The following is a 14,628-nucleotide window of genomic DNA, read 5'->3' as shown; positions in this document are numbered from 1 at the left end:
ACGGCTCAGACCGGCATGCCGAGGGCCGAGGCCAGGGTCTGCCCGATGGCATTGGCGAAGGCGGCCACGGCGCCGGGGTCGGCGAATTGGGTGAGGACGTCGCGGTTGCGGCAGCCCTCGGGCGCCGGGACGCCGTTGAGGCGGTCGTTCAGCCACAGGGCGGCGCTGGCGGTGCCGGACACCGCGGCAATGCCGTGCTCGCTCAACAGATCCCGGGTGTAGGCGACGCGGGCGGTTCCGGTCCTGCAATAGGTGTCGTAGAGCCGGTCGACCGAGTTGATCGGCATGACCTCGTCGAACGGTGACTGGTAGATGTACACCGGAGCATCCGGCGTGCGATTGCCGAGGGCGAGTTCGTTCAGCACGCCCTGCACCTCGGGCGCCATCAGCGGGTCGCCGGGATAGTCGAACAGGCCCTTGATGTTCACGAACGGGAATGCCGCGAATTGCAGTGCGACGCATTGGTTCTCGTGGGCCAGCCGCACCGTCTTACCGAGCGGATTCATGTACCGGTCGATGAACGCGTTGACCTCCGGATACTCCCGCGCCACACCGAACAGCCCGCCGAGCACCGCCCCGCCGAACGTCGACGTGCCGTTGTTGTAGTCGACGGCGTCGCGAATATCGGCCATGAGCCCGCCGACCGCGGAGCCGACCAGGTTCAGTTCGGGCGCATACTCGGGCTGCAGCTCGGCGGCGTGCGAGGTGGGAATGGCGCCACCGGAATATCCCCACAGCGCGACACGGGTAGCGGCTCCGGAGAGCCCCGCCTGCTCGAAGTTCTCCGCCGCACGAATTCCGTCGAGGGTGATGCGAGCCCCGAGCGGACCGACCGCATACGCGCCGTTCGGACCCTCGTGATCGGGCACGACCACCGCGTGGCCCAGCTGCAACATCGCCTGGACCTCCACGAATTCGAGCTGGATCACGTTGTTGAGCGGGTTCGGCAGCGACCCCATCTGCAATGCGTACGACGGGGCGCAGTTGATCGACAGCGAGTCCTCGGCGAACTGGAACGACAGCAGGCTGCGCTGTCCGGTCGCGGGTGGGCGGTGAGGCACGATCACCGTCGCCACCGCCGCGATCGGTTCCCCGCGTGTGTTGGTGCTTCGGTACGACAGCTGCCAGGCATTGACATTGAGCGGGATCAGCCAGAAATTCGCGAGATTGACCCGCCGGGCCGCCAGGATCTCCCCCGGCTGCGCGGCGGCCACGCGAGCCGGATCCGGTTGGTAGAAGGCCGGATCCAGGTACGGCGGGGCGGGCGGAACGGGAAACGGCAGTGGGGGCGCCACGGGCACCGGATCGGCGACCGCCACAGGCACGACGGCCGGGCATGCCGCCAGGGCCAGACCGGCGGCCAACGCCAGGGTGGTGTGGGCGAGGACAGTGCGGAAGCCGAGTGCCGCGGCCATGGGAACTCCTCGATGAGCATTCGGCACGCTACGCGGGCCGAAAATCTAAAAAGAGAACTTTTCCTCTCTAAGTTGAGGAGCAATCTACGGCGCGATGAGCGGGTGTGTCAACGGTCACTTTTGCGGATCGAATACCGCCTCGTACGTGGTCACCAGTTGGAGGACCATGTCGAGAACCGACTCGTCGAGATCCGGCCGATCGTAGACACCCCGCACCACGGCCTGACCCGAGAACACATGCAGCGCAGTGAAAAACAGCGGCTCCCGCACATGCTCGGGGAAACGCCGCAGCAACCCGGAGCCTTCGACCTCCGCCAGCATGGCCGCGTACATCCGGCCGACCGCCGGGGTGATCCGCGCGTGCAGTTCGCGATCGGAGCGGGCCGCGACGAACACCTCGCGCAGCGCGATCGCGGGCGCGGAACGTTGCGCGTCGCGCAGGAAGCGCAGCGCCGACGCGAGTGCGTCGGTACCTTCGCCGACCTCGGCGAGCAGCGCGCGGAATACGGCCAGCTGGCGGGCGACGATCTCTTCCGCGGTGGCGACGATCAGATCCAGACGGCCCTCGAACTGACGGAACATCGCGCCCACCGACAACCCGGCACGCTCGCAGATCTCCTGGACCGTGGTGCGGTGATAGCCGAGTTCGCCGATCGCCTGGATGGTGGCGTCGATCAACTTGGCCACCGTGGCCGCCCGGCGTTCCTCCTGGGTACGCCGCGGGCGCGAGGTCGAATCAGTCGTCACGCCTCACACTAGCTCTAGAGCGTGGCCGGATCGGTATTCGCCCCGCACAGCACGACCACCGGCCGCTCCCCCGGTTCGGGCACGTAGGCACCGCTCTGAATTGCCGCCAGCGCCGTCGCACCCGCCGGTTCGACCACGATGCGGAATTCGCGCCACAGGTATTCGCGGGCCATCGCGATGGCGTCGTCGGTGACCAGGACCGAGCCCATCCGGTAGCGCTGGGCTACTTCGAAGGCGATGCCGCCGATTCTGGTGGCGCCCAGGGCATCCGCGGCAATGCTGTTGACGTGGACGTCGACGGCACGGCCCGCCGCGAGGGCCGAATGCAGGGTCGGGGCGCCCTTGGGCTCCACCCCGACCACGTGCCCGCGGCCGCCGAGGGCCGCGGCGATCCCCGCCGCCAGACCACCGCCGCCGACGGCCACCAGCACCGGCGGGCGGCCGCGGACCTGGCGTTCGATCTCCAGGCCCACCACACCGGCCCCGGCCACGACGGCGGGCAGGTCGTAGGCGTGCAGTTGCACCGCGCCGCGTTCCTCGGTGAGTTCGTCGGCGTAGCGGTGCGCCTCGGCGTAAGTCGTTCCGTGCCAGAGCACTTCGGCACCGTAGGCCCACATGGCGGCCACCTTGGTGTGGGGCGCCGATTCCGGGACCACCACGGTGCACGGGCGCCCCAGCACGGCGCAGGCCAGCGCGGCCGCGATGCCGGCATTGCCGCCGGAGGCGATGACCACCGGCCGCCGGTCCTCGCGCGCCTCGAGCAGGGCGTTCAAACTGCCGCGCACCTTGAAGGTGCCGCCGTGCTGCAGATATTCGAGTTTGAACGACACCTTGACCGGTCCGTGCGGGCCGGTCACCTCGGTGTGGAACATCGGTGTCACCCGGACCCGATGTCCCAGGCGCAATTTCGCCGCGCGCACGTCGGAACGATAGAGCCGCTTCATTTTTCGCGACGGGGGCACCGCGGTCACCGAGCCCCCCGGTCCCGCTTGGCCAGCTCCTGGAACATGGCGTTGTGGGCGGCCAGGGCGGCGTCGTGATCGCGGTCGGCGGCGCGGTCCAATCGCTGTGCCAGCCGATGATCGCTGCGCGACCACTGCACCAGCAGCGCCAACATCACCACCACCAGCGGAATCTCACCGCTGGCCCAGGCCAGGCTGCCGCCGGTGTGCTGGTCGCCGAGCAGATCGGAGTTCCAGCTCAGGCCGAGGGAGCGATAGAACCAGCCGCCCATCACCGTGGTCATGCTCATCAACGCGACACCGAAGAAGGCGTGGAACGGCAGCGAACCGAACACCATGCCGACCTTCGTCAAGGGTTGTACCTGACGGGGTTTGGGGTCGATGCCCAGCACCACCCAGTAGAAAAGGTATCCCGACACCAGGAAGTGCAGATTCATCGCCAGATGGGCGCCGTGCTGATCCAGCACCCTGTCGAAGATCCCGCCCAGATACAGCGCATAGAAGCCGGCGACGAACAGGGCCGAGGCGATCACCGGCTGAGTCAGGAACCGCGACACCGGATTGTGCACCGCGGCCAGAATCCATTCCCGGGGGCCGGGCGGGGCGTCACGGCCGGCCGCGGGCAGCGCCCGCAGCGACAGCAGCACCGGGCCGCCCAGCGCGAACAGGATCGGCGCCAGCATCGACAGCAGCATGTGCTGGGACATGTGCACGCTGAACATGGCCGGGGCGTAGCGGCCCACGCCGGAACTGGTGGCAATCAACAACACCGCACAACCGCACAACCAGGAGACGGTACGGCCGACCGGCCAGGCGTCGCCGCGGGCGCGCAATCGGCGCACCCCGGCCAGATACAGCAGCGCGAGCACGAGGGACAGCGTTCCGAAGATCAGATCGAAGCGCCAGTCGAACAGGATGCGCGTCACCGTCGGCGGCCCGGCCAGGTCGTAGCCGAGCTCCACCTCGGCGGGCGAGGGGATGCGGCGCAGATCCGGCGGCGGCGTGCGACCGAGGCCGACCGCGAGCCCGACGGTGGCGGCGAACACCAATATCTCCACACCGGCATAACCGATGAGCGCCGAGCGGTCGCGCGGGTCGGCGGCCAGCGCCGGAATCGACTTGCGGCGCTGCAGGAATCCGATCAGGCCGAGCGCGCACAGGGCCAGCGTCTTGCCGATCACCAACTGCCCGTAGGTGGTGGTGAACAGCTCACTCCACGGCACCCGCACCCACGCATTGATCACGCCGCTGGCCGCGACGACCACGAACGCGCAGGTCGCGACGATCGAGAAGCGTCGCGCCGCCAGGCCGGTGTGCACACCCCCGCGCAGCGCATAGGCCAGCACGGCGAACAAGCCACCGACCCACACCGCCATCCCGACCAGATGCAGGATCAGGCTGTTGGTCGCGACATCGTGGGCGCCGCCAGAGGAGGAGTGTCCGGTCAACGCCACCGGCATCAGGCACAGCAGCGACAGTCCGAACAGCACCGGCGTCCAGCCCCAGCGCAGGGCCAGTCGGCACCCGATCGCCAGCGCGATCGCCAGGAAAGCCGTTGCCCGCCAAGACCCGGCGACCTCCACCTTGGGGATGGCATGCCAGATCTGTTCTGGGCGAAGGATGCTGCCGACGGGTTGCCCGGTGGTGTCCGACAGCGTCAGCGGCACCAGCAGCACGGCCGCGACCGCCCAGACGAACGCGGCGTTCCCGGCTCGCCGCAGCGCACGGTAACCGCCCACGTCGAGCAGGCCGCTGTGCTGGGGCGGTGTCAGGAAGGCGGAGAACAGCAGCGATCCGATCGCCAGTGCCCCGGCCAGGTCGGCAACGGCCCGGACCGCGGGCAGACCGTAGGTGGTGAGCGGGCCCGGATCGGGAATGCCGAGCAGGGTCAGTGCGTGCGCCGCCGACAGGCCCACCACCAGCGGGGCGACCAGGGCCGCGACGGCCACCGCGACGGCCGTCAGAATTGCGAACGTCGTCCCCGACTCCGACCGGGTTTCCTGATTGTCAGGTTCGACGGACGGGTCCTGCGGTGACGACATGGATTCAGCCTAGTTCGGTCACGGGCCTCGCGATCCCCCACCCTGATCCTCGCCGAACCGGGTTTGTGACCCACCTGACATGCGGCGCGATTGCTCACCGAGAACCAGGATCGACCTGGACGGTCGCTATAATCAACTCGCTGGACACTGTGCCGAGAACGCGGCATGGTGTGTGGTGCCTGCTTTGCCTCCGTAGCTCAGTTGGATAGAGCAAGGGCCTTCTAATCCCTAGGTCGCAGGTTCGATTCCTGCCGGGGGCACGTACAACGCTGTCTGCCTTATGGCAAATGGCGCGTGGAGAAGACATGGAGAGTCGGGACCGCAGGTCCCAGCGTCAGACTCTGCACCCGGCTCCTCCTCTCCGATCGCTCGCCGGACCATCGATCACCCCGCCCTCGGCACGGCAGGAACTCGACCGAACAGCCGACGCGCTCAGGGGTGTGGTTACACCCCCAAAGCACGCTTTAAACATTCGACTTCGGCCCGGAGCCGGATGGTCCGAAATCGCAGGCTCACAACCAGCCGGTTCCCGCGCCCGCCAGACACTGATCCCTCGACACGCCAGGGACGACACGCCAAAAGCTTCTCCGGGGCAGCATCTACCCGGCAAATACCCCTGTCCGAGCCTCCCTGCGAAGGCGAACACCCCTAGCGTGAGTGAACAGACGCGCGTGGCAATGACGATCGAAGGTGATCGGCTCGCCCGCGCCCCCTGTCAGCCGTCGGAATCGTTGTATCTCACCGCATTCAGGGGGTTCGGGTCACCGCCCTCGGCTGAAGTGTCGCTGGTCAGCACTCTCGGCGCTTCGTATTGAATGTGATCTGAGTAACACGATTGTTGCTGCTGCGATAGTCCGGTACGCGACCTGGTACCGCCGACAGCTCGATTCACATCATCGGTGGTACGCCGCACCCGGCGCACTCGAACAGACACCGGGGGCCGTGGCATCTGCACGGCGAGAACGGTGCATCCGGCCCGCCGCGAGTGAAGGCCGGTGTAGAGCACGGCCTGCACCCAACATCCGAGCCACCTCATCTGGGTGCATCAAAAAGGAAAAACAATGAGCACCAAGAAAATCGCCGCTGCTGTCGTCGCGGCCGCCGGACTCGCTGGCACGGCCGCCGTGGCGGTCCCCGCGTCCACCGCAGCCGCAGATTTCCCAGCGTTCTTGACCTGTACGGAAACGCAGGACGTGACATACGATCCACCGCTGACCAACACAGTGCGTGAGACGAAAGCCACCGTCACGCGGGGGCTTGGCACCGAGGCCGATGTGCCCGTTCCCTGCCTCGGAGTGGGTACGACCATCATCTGGGGGGAGAGCGAGGACAAGTCCACTCAGCCCAGAAGCTGCCTAGAGCTGACTGCCCCGGGTGCGACCCAAGTGGAGGCCACCATCCGCTGGAGTGACGGCAGCAAGAGCACGTTCCGCAGCACCACCAGGACGGTAGTCCGAGGAGAAGGCACCACCGTCCTGCAGAACACCGGGACGATCGTGAGTGGTCAGTTCGAGGGTCAGCCGGCGGTGGAGACGCTGGCCGCGCCCAACCCTGATCTCACCGCATGCAAGGGCGAGGGCATCCGCAGTCTGACATTCGAGGGTGACTTCACCATAGCGCCCGGATAAGTCCGCAAACCCGGGTGGTCCCGTCGCCACACAGTGGTGACGGGACCTTTCAGATGTCGTTCATCCCCTATCCGATGTGTTACGGAGTCAGTGCTTGGATGAGCCCCAAAGTATCAGTGGCACAACCGATATCGACCATCCCCGCCACCCTGTCCACCTTCTCCGGCCGTACCGGTTCCGCCGACTCGGGTCCGGCGGCAAGGAAGGCGGTCACGAAAACACACCGGCGGCCGGCAGGCTCCGAATCCGGGAGGGCGAAGCGCACATCGCCGTTCTGGCACGCCCTGGACGACGTGCTCCACCAGGCAGCCTCGACCAACACCGCCATCATGTGCGCCGAAGCCCGCTGGGAGCGATGCCACCGGCGCATGGTCGCCGACGCCGCCATGCTGATCCGCGGCGCCCAGGTGCTCCACCTGACCCACGACGGCGAACTCGAACCGCACGTGCCACGCCCCGAGGCCCGCGTCGACGGCGATCTGCTCGCCTACGACGTCACCCGCACACTGGCCCGCACTACCTAGCCCCTCGTCGCGCAGGAGAGCCGGACATATCGACAGAAGAAGCCGCGGCCCCGGTGATCGTGGCGGGGGCCGAACCCACCGGCCTGACACCCGCCGCGGAGTTGTATCGCGGGGGTGCCGAGGTGCTACTGCTCGATCAGCGCGGCATCGTGGATCGTTTCCTCGCCGCCGGCCGCCGGACGCAGCTGGGAAACTTCGCCGGGATCGTGCTCGACTATTCGCCCCTTCCCACCCGCTCCCCCTACACGCTCAACATCACACCATCACGGTGATGCAGGCGGCTCGGCAAGCCGAGACCTATCGTGTGGGGCGGGTGCTGCTGGCCGGCATTCCCACAGCCCGCATGACGTGAACTGCACAAATGGTTCGCTCGTGACGCTTTGTGAAGTACTGTTCCTAGGGAATATCGGATTTGATGCAATCGGCGAGCAGAGTTCCACACCGCTTACGGAGGGACTGCCATGGCACACAATTCGCAGAGCGAGCATCCGATGCGGTTCGGGATAGCGGCGGGAGTATCAATAGCCGCCGCGGTCCTGCTGATGACCGTCGGGGTGCTGTCGATTCTCGAGGGTATTTCCGCGGTCGCCGACGACGACCTGCTCGTGCTCGGTTCCGACTACATCTACAAGCTCAACACCACCGGGTGGGGCTGGATCCACATTGTGCTCGGGATTCTCATGATCGCCTCGGCGATCGGCCTGCTGATCGGTGCCACATGGGGACGCGTGGCCGCGATGGTGTTCGTGGCCGTGTCGATCGTGGGCAACTTCCTGTGGCTGCCCTACTACCCGGCCTGGTCGATCCTGGTGATCGTGCTCGACGTCGTCGTCATCTGGGCGATCGCCACCTGGCGTGCCGAGGCGGTCTGACCGGCGCGCAACAGGAACTAGGGCTAGTGCCCCGTTACCCGCTCTAGGAAGGCGCATCCAATGGGCTCGGTAGAACTAGGATCGGCGCTTATCGGTATCGGCTCCACGGTTCTGACCGCGATAGGCGGCGGGCCAGCGCTTCTCGCCCTCGGCTCCGCGGCTCTGACCGCGGTGGGCGTCCTGGCCGGGATAGCGGCCAACGTCATCGGGATTCCGGCCAGCATCATTGCCATCCTTCTCGGACTGGGATTGCTGCCGCCGCGTCCGTGAGAAATCGGCTACCTACTGCCGAACCCGACCGAGACCCACCTACCCAACCTTCTCGTAGCCTCAAACGTGACATGATGGCTGTCTGTAGTCGCCCTTCGCGAACCCCGGGGGAGGGACTGTGCCCGGTGGCAACGAGAACCGCAGGCGCATTGTGCGGGCTACCTCGAGGCGGTCTGTCACACCCCCGTCGAAACGCCGCGAGTCGATGCAACGGCTCGGGCGCCTTTTGGGAACCAAGACAGCCGCTCTAACCTCTCCCCGGAGTTCGACGGGCGACGCGGCAGCTGCGTGCGTCGGACGTGTCTATTCGCTCGTCATTCGGGGTCGGATCGCGACGGCGTCGAATGCGGGAGCGGTTCCCCGTGAGGGGTAGGGCGAGTCGGCGATCTCCTCGGGTGGGCCTGTGGCGATGGTGAATGCCGAGACGGTGTTGCCGAAGAAATTACCGGTGTAGAGGTGCTGGCCGTCTGCTGTCACGACCACCCCGGGACCCAGGCCGGAACCGGTCCGTGGACCCAGCGCGGTCAGGGCGCCGTCGTCGCTGATGGCGAAGGTCCATATGCCGGCCTCGGTGGGGTCGGGCTCGGGCTGGCTGGCCACGCTCGTCACGTAGAGGCGCGTGCCGTCGGGCGTGATCGCCACACCTTCCGGCGTGCGTGGGGCGGGGAACGGCTGCCCCGGAACCGGATTCACAGCACCGTTGCGGCGGATACGGAACGCGTACACGTCGTTGGTGCCGGAACAAGCGATGTAGAGGAAACGGCCGTCCGGCGTGAGGGCCATCCCGGTGCCCCCGCCGCCGATCGCGACCGGTGGCCGTGGGCGATCGAGCGTGCCGCCGGGCAGGATGGGGAAGACCACGAGTGCGTCCGGTCCGGCGCTGTCCGGCAAGCCGTGGCTGACGAACAAGAACCGGCCGTCGCGACTCACCACCACGTTTCGTGGATCGGGCTGCCCAGTAGGGGTGGTCCCGGCCAGTACCGGCGCACCGCTTCCGCGCACGCGAAAGGCCGAGACAGTACCGCTGCCGATATCCGCCGTGTAGAGCGAACGGCCGTCGGGCGCGACCACCATGCCGAACGGGGACTGCCCGCCGGTGGGCACCGGGGAGAACCCGGTGAGACCACCGGCACGGTCCACCGCGTAGGAGTAGACGGCATCCTCCTCGAGGGCGACGAGATAGGCGAAGCGCCCGTTCGGGCCGAACTCGAGGCTGCGGGCACCCAGGCCGGTGGGCACCGGATCGCCGAACGGTGTCAGGCCGCCGTCGGCGCGGACGGTGAAGATCGCGATGTTGTGCGGGCCGACCTCGCCGTCGAAGTCCCGGCCGCTGTTGGCGACATAGACCTTGTCCGCCCGGGTAGCCTCGGCGGCGGAGGACGGCGTGGGAGTGGACATCAGCGCCGCCGCACGTACCGTGCTCGCACGCCGGAATCCCGTAAGTCCAACGGCAGGATTGCTTTTCGGCGGGCCGCAATCATCCACTCATCCTACCGGGACGTCGTCACAGGAGCACCCGACACCATGTAGCGGACGATCCGGCCCGCATGTCATGCGTATCTTGATAATTCGACGCTGTGACGCTCACAAGTCGGTGAACCACGCGACGATCTCCGCCACGAACGCCGCCTTCCACGCGGGTTCCGACATGGCGTGGCGAGCGCCGGACAAGATGTGATGGGTGCCGTGCCGGGCGGCCGCCAGACACGCCGTGATCGCGCTGTGCGGGATGAGCTCATCGTGCTCCGATTCCAGCACCAGCGTGCGGCCGGAGAACTCGGCGAGGTTGTGCAGCGCGAGGTCGGTGTCCACCAGGTGGCGCAGGGGCTCGCCGACGTGCACGGCAGGCGCACGCAGCAGGAGGCGTTGCACCGGTCGCTCGCCCAGGAGCACGCACGCGAGGTACGCACCGTAGCTGGCCCCGCAGACCCCGACTCGGTCGACGCGCTCGGCGAGCGCGTCATACGCAGCGAGGACGTCCTGCCGGTGTACTTCCCGGGACATCGCCTCCCGGTCTCCGGGGCTATCGCCGTGCCCGCTCAGATCGAACGTCAGGCAGGTCAGGCCGAGGCGCTCGCGAACCGCCTCCGCCCGTGGCCCGTAAGACCGCCGCGCGCTCTCGTACCCGTGGATGAACAGCACCCCGGCGGATGCCCCGTCCGCCTCGTACAGATCGCCTGCAAGCTCTCGCTCGCCCGACCGGATCGTCATACCTGTCACGGCGGCGAGCATGCCACGGCGGGCTCCGACGCCCTGAACCGAGTGTCCGGCAAGTGGAATGCGGGGAGAATGCCCAGACCGTCGATATGTGTCTGCCGCTTCAGAACTCGGTGAGCGGTTCCGACCCGTAGGCGCGGTGCAGCAGATCGACGAACTTCGGAGCCGGGGGCAGGGGCGCGGTTCCGATTCGATGAACTGCGATACCCGGGGTCCACGAATTCATGACTACGGCTCCGGACAGGGAGGGTACGTCGGCGGGTGTGATCGCCTCGACGCGCTGCGGTACGCCGAGGCGGTCCAACTGCCGCCGGACGATCCCCATCGTGGTCCCGATCAGCATCTGCGCCTCGGGCCACAGCACCGCGGTGCCGTCCCAGAAGGCGAGATTCCAGATCGTGGCCTCGCTGAACCGTCCCTGGCGGTCGACGAATGCGGCGTCGTCGAAGCCCGTGCCGACGGCCCGCCGCAGAGCGTAGGTCTTGGCCGTTTCACCGACGTGCTTCACCGCGGGTAGAAATCGCTCATGTTCGATGGTCGCGAGAGTCAACGGGCCGGAGGGACCGGAGGCGGGCGGGCTGGTACGAACCAGCATCCGGAGTTCCCCCTCGGTCGCGGTGAATTCGCCTGGGGCGGAATAGACGATCGCCGTCAGGGAGACATCGGGACGACCGGCCCGCACCGCGGCGCGCAGATACGACCGCACCCGATCCTCGGCCAGTGTCCGGCCGAACATCTCCGTCGACGCCGCATGCAGTCGCGCCAGATGCAGATCCAGCCCGCGCACTCGACGATCACGCACTTGCATGGCGGTGAAATGGGCGTAACCCGCGAAGGCGAGTGGCGCCAGATCCTCGACGGTCACCGCCCGACCATTCTGCTGCACTACGTAATCGGTCATATCGGTACCGTAGGATCTGACATGGATGTGAGTTTCAAGCGAGAGTGAGGCGGATCACGCAGTGATGAGGATCGGGGACCTGGCTCGCGTCACCGGTGTCAGCCCACGCCTGCTGCGCTACTACGAAGAACAGGGCCTGCTCACGTCGGATCGATCGAACGGCGGCCATCGCCGATACGCCGAGAATGCTCCGGAGATCGTCGGCCACATCCGCTCCCTCCTGGCCGCCGGACTGTCCTCCGCCGTTATCCGTGAGATCCTTCCCTGTGTCGAGGGGCCCGGACCAGAACTGGAACACTGCGCGGCCCCCATTCTGCGAGACCAGTTGCGCGGCATGGACGATAAGATCTCGGCACTGCTGCACGCGCGGTCCGCGCTCGCGGGTCTGCTCGCCCTGTCGGCAGACGGTGGCGGAGATCTGTAGCATCAGTTGCTTGTGAACGCTCGCGTAGGAATCGAGATGGTCGACATCTCGGCGGGGCGGGTGGAGCTCTCGGATCGGCGGACCCAGCGCCGGTGGCCGGTCGAGGTCGACCCGTACCAGTTGGCGGTCGTTCCGGTTACGCAATCGCAGTATGCCCTGGTTACCGGCCAATGGCCGAGTCAATCCCGAGGCGACCGATTGCCTGCGGACAGTGTCTCGTGGAACGACGCGGTTCGCTTCTGTAATGCGTTGTCCGAATATGCCGGTCTGACACCGGCTTACCGCATCGCGGCCGATGGCGAGGATGTCGACCGAATCGCGTCGGCGGACGGGTATCGCCTGCCTACCGAGGCCGAGTGGGAGTACGCGTGCCGCGCGGGCACTACCGGGCCGAGGTACGGCCGGCTGGACGAAATTGCCTGGTATCGCGGGAATTCCGGGGATCACGTGCACGAGGTCGGTACCAAGCAGCCCAATGCGTGGGGGCTGTACGACATGCTCGGCAATGTCTGGGAATGGTGTTGGGAGAGGTACGACCCCGACGTGTACGGCAGTTACCGGGTGCTTCGCGGCGGCGGGTGGTTCGACGAGCATTGGAGTTGCCGGGCGTCGGTGCGCCGCCGCAGCCATCCCACGCTCCAACTCGATGACGTCGGATTCCGAATCGCGCGTTCAGCACCGCACTGATCGGCGGATCGGCTCGGAGCCGATGTGTTTCTCAGCGCGCGCTGCCAGCGCTGGAAACCGATCAGAACCAGGACGAAGAAGACGATATAGGCGGCGCCGGACACATACAGTCCGGATTTCAGGGACAGGGGCACTCCGACGACATCGACGAGTATCCAGATCACCCAGAAGTCCACCAGCAGACGGCTTTCCGCGAAGGTCGCGACGGCGCCGCCGACGAAAACATAGGCGTTCGCCCACGGGGACCATGCGATGTGCAGCCAGGTGAGGTGCATGAACAGCTCGGCCACCGCGACGGTGCCCACCGCCAGCGCGGCGAGCAGGAACAGTCGCTCGCGGCCGCTCGCCGACCGCACCTGCAGCCCGTGGTCGTCCGTCCGGCCGCGGCGCCAGGCGACCCATCCGTAGCAGGCCAGCACACAGAACAGCACCTGTTTGAGCGCATTGCCGGGTGCATGCATGGACAGCGAGGCCGCCAGCAGAAGCAGTGCCCCGATAAGTTGGAACAACCACGTCCACAGCGTCTTCCGCATCGCCAGCCAGAGCACCGCCAACGACAAGATATTGCCGATCAGGTCCGTCCACAGAATGCGCTCGCCGAAAAGCTCGAATCCGGCGCCGAACATATTTCCCCCTCCTCGATGCCTCGGCTCCGAGGGTCAATTCGCCCGGCGCAGCACCGCGATATACAGGTCGGTCTCGTCGCGGACGCTCTCGACCGCCAAACCGGTCCGTTCCGCCAGCGTCGCGAGGCCCCGATCGTCGGGAAGCGTGTGCCGGGTGATCTCGGGCTGCGCGGCGTGCAGGCCCTCGACGAATTGTCGGCCCAGCGGATGGCTGATCACCACCCGCCCTGCGGCGGAAAGCAATTCCGCGCAGCGCCCGAGTGCGGCCTCCTGGTCCCAGACGTTCCCGAACATGCCGTTGCAGAAGATCGCGTCGAACGGCCCGCGGTCGAGTGGGAAATCAATGATGTCGACCATCAGGTACTCGGCGTAGGAAACCTTGCGCCGAGCGGCCTCGGCCATGGCTGTGGAGAGGTCGCATGCCCACAACTCGACGTCCGGCACGATCTTCGTGATCCTGTTCGCCAGCACACCGGCCCCGGAACCGACGTCGAGAACCCTCGCGCCCGCGGGCACCCGTCCCGCGGCCACGATCGCGTCCAGTCGGGAGTCGAGGACCTCGTCGGTAGGCGTTGTCTCGAAGATTTCGGCGAGTGAATCGAACTCGGCGGCCTGAGCGATGTTGTGTTGGACGCGGTCGTCGGACGCATTCTGCATTGTTTCCTCGATCATTGTTTACTCGGTACTGCGAACATTGCAATGAATCGGTGTGAGCTATTTCGGCTGGAAGCTCCCCTCCGGCCGATGGGTCGGCCATACCCTGTCGGATCCAAACTAGAACAAGTTATCCACACCTGTCCAGCAGAGGACACCATCACACCACCATGCGCCCCGCCGTTTGCTGCCGGTATCTGCACAGTCAAAGACTCGGTGCCACAGCAGAATTCATGGTACACCCCTGGCGAGGTCTATCATCGCGACGCGTCGTCTTAGCGGGGCGGGACCACGGCGTCGATTAGCTCCCGACAGCGGTTGAAGCACCAGCGTACAGCCCTTTTCGTCGTCGACGCGTATGTGCATTGATGGACAAACCTATATAACGTGTTCTAATCTGGAGCCGTTCGAAGCGCCCGGTGCGACCTCTTTAGCGAATAGCACTCCGCTGCAGCGATTTCGGCGGAATGCACGCCGACCGCGAGTACGCATCACAAGACGGGATCGTTCGGAGGGCGTCGAAGTTGGGGAGGGAGCACAGCAGACGTGACCAGGTTCGACACCATCGAGCGCGCCGTTGCCGATATTGCCGCTGGTAAGGCGGTTGTCGTTGTCGACGACGAGGGCCGTGAGAACGAGGGCGATCTCATCTTCGCCGC

General features: G+C 66.6%; 16 protein-coding genes, 1 tRNA gene and 1 pseudogene. 9 read left to right on the top strand and 9 right to left on the bottom strand.

Annotated elements, in window-relative coordinates; genetic code table 11:
• Window positions 1-5: 5 nt before the first annotated feature.
• The 4 genes from IU452_RS23600 to IU452_RS23585 form a co-directional block, all read right to left on the bottom strand.
• Window positions 6-1,415: a lipase family protein gene (locus IU452_RS23600; RefSeq protein WP_195111341.1), complete on the bottom strand. Its 1,410-nt coding sequence runs from the start codon at window positions 1,413-1,415 to the stop codon at window positions 6-8.
• 114 nt (window positions 1,416-1,529) lie between these two features.
• Window positions 1,530-2,162, bottom strand: coding sequence for a TetR/AcrR family transcriptional regulator (locus IU452_RS23595; RefSeq protein ID WP_195111340.1), 633 nt, complete (start codon window positions 2,160-2,162; stop codon window positions 1,530-1,532).
• Between the two features lie 14 nt (window positions 2,163-2,176).
• The gene (locus tag IU452_RS23590; RefSeq protein ID WP_195111339.1) at window positions 2,177-3,106 is read right to left on the bottom strand and encodes a threonine/serine dehydratase; all 930 of its coding nucleotides are present in this window, start codon (window positions 3,104-3,106) and stop codon (window positions 2,177-2,179) included.
• A gap of 23 nt (window positions 3,107-3,129) precedes the next feature.
• On the bottom strand, window positions 3,130-5,166 hold the full coding sequence (locus IU452_RS23585; RefSeq protein WP_195111338.1) for a cytochrome c oxidase assembly protein: 2,037 nt from the start codon (window positions 5,164-5,166) through the stop codon (window positions 3,130-3,132).
• A gap of 186 nt (window positions 5,167-5,352) precedes the next feature.
• Between IU452_RS23585 and IU452_RS23580 the strand changes: the two genes are divergently transcribed.
• The 6 genes from IU452_RS23580 (at window position 5,353) to IU452_RS23555 (ending at window position 8,460) form a co-directional block, all read left to right on the top strand.
• Window positions 5,353-5,426 (top strand) — tRNA-Arg (locus IU452_RS23580).
• Window positions 5,427-6,227: 801 nt separating this feature from the next.
• Entirely contained in the window at window positions 6,228-6,794 is a 567-nt protein-coding gene (locus IU452_RS23575) for a hypothetical protein (RefSeq protein ID WP_195111337.1), read from the top strand.
• Window positions 6,795-6,892: 98 nt separating this feature from the next.
• Window positions 6,893-7,318: a DUF488 domain-containing protein gene (locus IU452_RS23570; RefSeq protein WP_228818652.1), complete on the top strand. Its 426-nt coding sequence runs from the start codon at window positions 6,893-6,895 to the stop codon at window positions 7,316-7,318.
• A 53-nt stretch (window positions 7,319-7,371) separates the two neighbouring features.
• Entirely contained in the window at window positions 7,372-7,590 is a 219-nt protein-coding gene (locus tag IU452_RS23565) for a hypothetical protein (protein ID WP_195111335.1), read from the top strand.
• A gap of 189 nt (window positions 7,591-7,779) precedes the next feature.
• Window positions 7,780-8,190 (top strand): DUF7144 family membrane protein, encoded by a 411-nt coding sequence (locus tag IU452_RS23560; RefSeq protein WP_195111334.1) that lies wholly within the window; start codon window positions 7,780-7,782, stop codon window positions 8,188-8,190.
• A gap of 60 nt (window positions 8,191-8,250) precedes the next feature.
• Window positions 8,251-8,460 (top strand): hypothetical protein, encoded by a 210-nt coding sequence (locus IU452_RS23555; protein WP_195111333.1) that lies wholly within the window; start codon window positions 8,251-8,253, stop codon window positions 8,458-8,460.
• A gap of 303 nt (window positions 8,461-8,763) precedes the next feature.
• Here the strand turns inward: IU452_RS23555 and IU452_RS23550 are convergent, their stop codons facing one another.
• The 3 genes from IU452_RS23550 to IU452_RS23540 form a co-directional block, all read right to left on the bottom strand.
• The gene (locus tag IU452_RS23550) at window positions 8,764-9,858 is read right to left on the bottom strand and encodes a lactonase family protein (protein ID WP_195111332.1); all 1,095 of its coding nucleotides are present in this window, start codon (window positions 9,856-9,858) and stop codon (window positions 8,764-8,766) included.
• Between the two features lie 186 nt (window positions 9,859-10,044).
• Entirely contained in the window at window positions 10,045-10,671 is a 627-nt protein-coding gene (locus IU452_RS23545; protein ID WP_228818687.1) for an alpha/beta hydrolase, read from the bottom strand.
• A gap of 109 nt (window positions 10,672-10,780) precedes the next feature.
• Entirely contained in the window at window positions 10,781-11,578 is a 798-nt protein-coding gene (locus tag IU452_RS23540; protein WP_195111330.1) for an aminotransferase class IV family protein, read from the bottom strand.
• 64 nt (window positions 11,579-11,642) lie between these two features.
• Between IU452_RS23540 and IU452_RS23535 the strand changes: the two genes are divergently transcribed.
• Entirely contained in the window at window positions 11,643-12,002 is a 360-nt protein-coding gene (locus tag IU452_RS23535) for a MerR family transcriptional regulator (protein WP_195111329.1), read from the top strand.
• A gap of 36 nt (window positions 12,003-12,038) precedes the next feature.
• On the top strand, window positions 12,039-12,689 hold the full coding sequence (locus tag IU452_RS23530) for a formylglycine-generating enzyme family protein (protein ID WP_195111328.1): 651 nt from the start codon (window positions 12,039-12,041) through the stop codon (window positions 12,687-12,689).
• 41 nt (window positions 12,690-12,730) lie between these two features.
• On the opposite strand, the pseudogene pnuC reads toward IU452_RS23530, so the two are convergent.
• Window positions 12,731-13,315, bottom strand: a pseudogene (gene pnuC, locus IU452_RS23525) (nicotinamide riboside transporter PnuC); the annotation flags it as partial.
• A 33-nt stretch (window positions 13,316-13,348) separates the two neighbouring features.
• On the bottom strand, window positions 13,349-13,987 hold the full coding sequence (locus IU452_RS23520; RefSeq protein ID WP_195111327.1) for a class I SAM-dependent methyltransferase: 639 nt from the start codon (window positions 13,985-13,987) through the stop codon (window positions 13,349-13,351).
• Between the two features lie 528 nt (window positions 13,988-14,515).
• Here IU452_RS23520 and IU452_RS23515 point away from each other — a divergent pair.
• Window positions 14,516-14,628 (top strand): 3,4-dihydroxy-2-butanone-4-phosphate synthase (locus IU452_RS23515; RefSeq protein ID WP_195111326.1); only part of this gene is annotated, 113 nt, incomplete at its 3' end.

The sequence above is a fragment of the Nocardia transvalensis genome, from assembly GCF_015477765.1.
GTDB lineage: Bacteria > Actinomycetota > Actinomycetes > Mycobacteriales > Mycobacteriaceae > Nocardia > Nocardia transvalensis_A.
This window is presented reverse-complemented; position numbering and strand designations above follow the sequence as displayed.

Bases quoted from the DNA above. Each gene is read 5' to 3' on its own strand.
- IU452_RS23600 (WP_195111341.1), bottom strand. From the start codon at position 1,415: ATGGCCGCGGCACTCGGCTTCCGCACTGTCCTCGCCCACACCACCCTG.
- IU452_RS23590 (WP_195111339.1), bottom strand. From the start codon at position 3,106: ATGAAGCGGCTCTATCGTTCCGACGTGCGCGCGGCGAAATTGCGCCTG.
- IU452_RS23585 (WP_195111338.1), bottom strand. From the start codon at position 5,166: ATGTCGTCACCGCAGGACCCGTCCGTCGAACCTGACAATCAGGAAACC.
- IU452_RS23575 (WP_195111337.1), top strand. From the start codon at position 6,228: ATGAGCACCAAGAAAATCGCCGCTGCTGTCGTCGCGGCCGCCGGACTC.
- IU452_RS23570 (WP_228818652.1), top strand. From the start codon at position 6,893: ATGAGCCCCAAAGTATCAGTGGCACAACCGATATCGACCATCCCCGCC.
- IU452_RS23560 (WP_195111334.1), top strand. From the start codon at position 7,780: ATGGCACACAATTCGCAGAGCGAGCATCCGATGCGGTTCGGGATAGCG.
- IU452_RS23555 (WP_195111333.1), top strand. From the start codon at position 8,251: ATGGGCTCGGTAGAACTAGGATCGGCGCTTATCGGTATCGGCTCCACG.
- IU452_RS23550 (WP_195111332.1), bottom strand. From the start codon at position 9,858: ATGTCCACTCCCACGCCGTCCTCCGCCGCCGAGGCTACCCGGGCGGAC.
- IU452_RS23545 (WP_228818687.1), bottom strand. From the start codon at position 10,671: ATGACGATCCGGTCGGGCGAGCGAGAGCTTGCAGGCGATCTGTACGAG.
- IU452_RS23540 (WP_195111330.1), bottom strand. From the start codon at position 11,578: ATGACCGATTACGTAGTGCAGCAGAATGGTCGGGCGGTGACCGTCGAG.
- IU452_RS23535 (WP_195111329.1), top strand. From the start codon at position 11,643: ATGAGGATCGGGGACCTGGCTCGCGTCACCGGTGTCAGCCCACGCCTG.
- IU452_RS23530 (WP_195111328.1), top strand. From the start codon at position 12,039: ATGGTCGACATCTCGGCGGGGCGGGTGGAGCTCTCGGATCGGCGGACC.
- IU452_RS23520 (WP_195111327.1), bottom strand. From the start codon at position 13,987: ATGATCGAGGAAACAATGCAGAATGCGTCCGACGACCGCGTCCAACAC.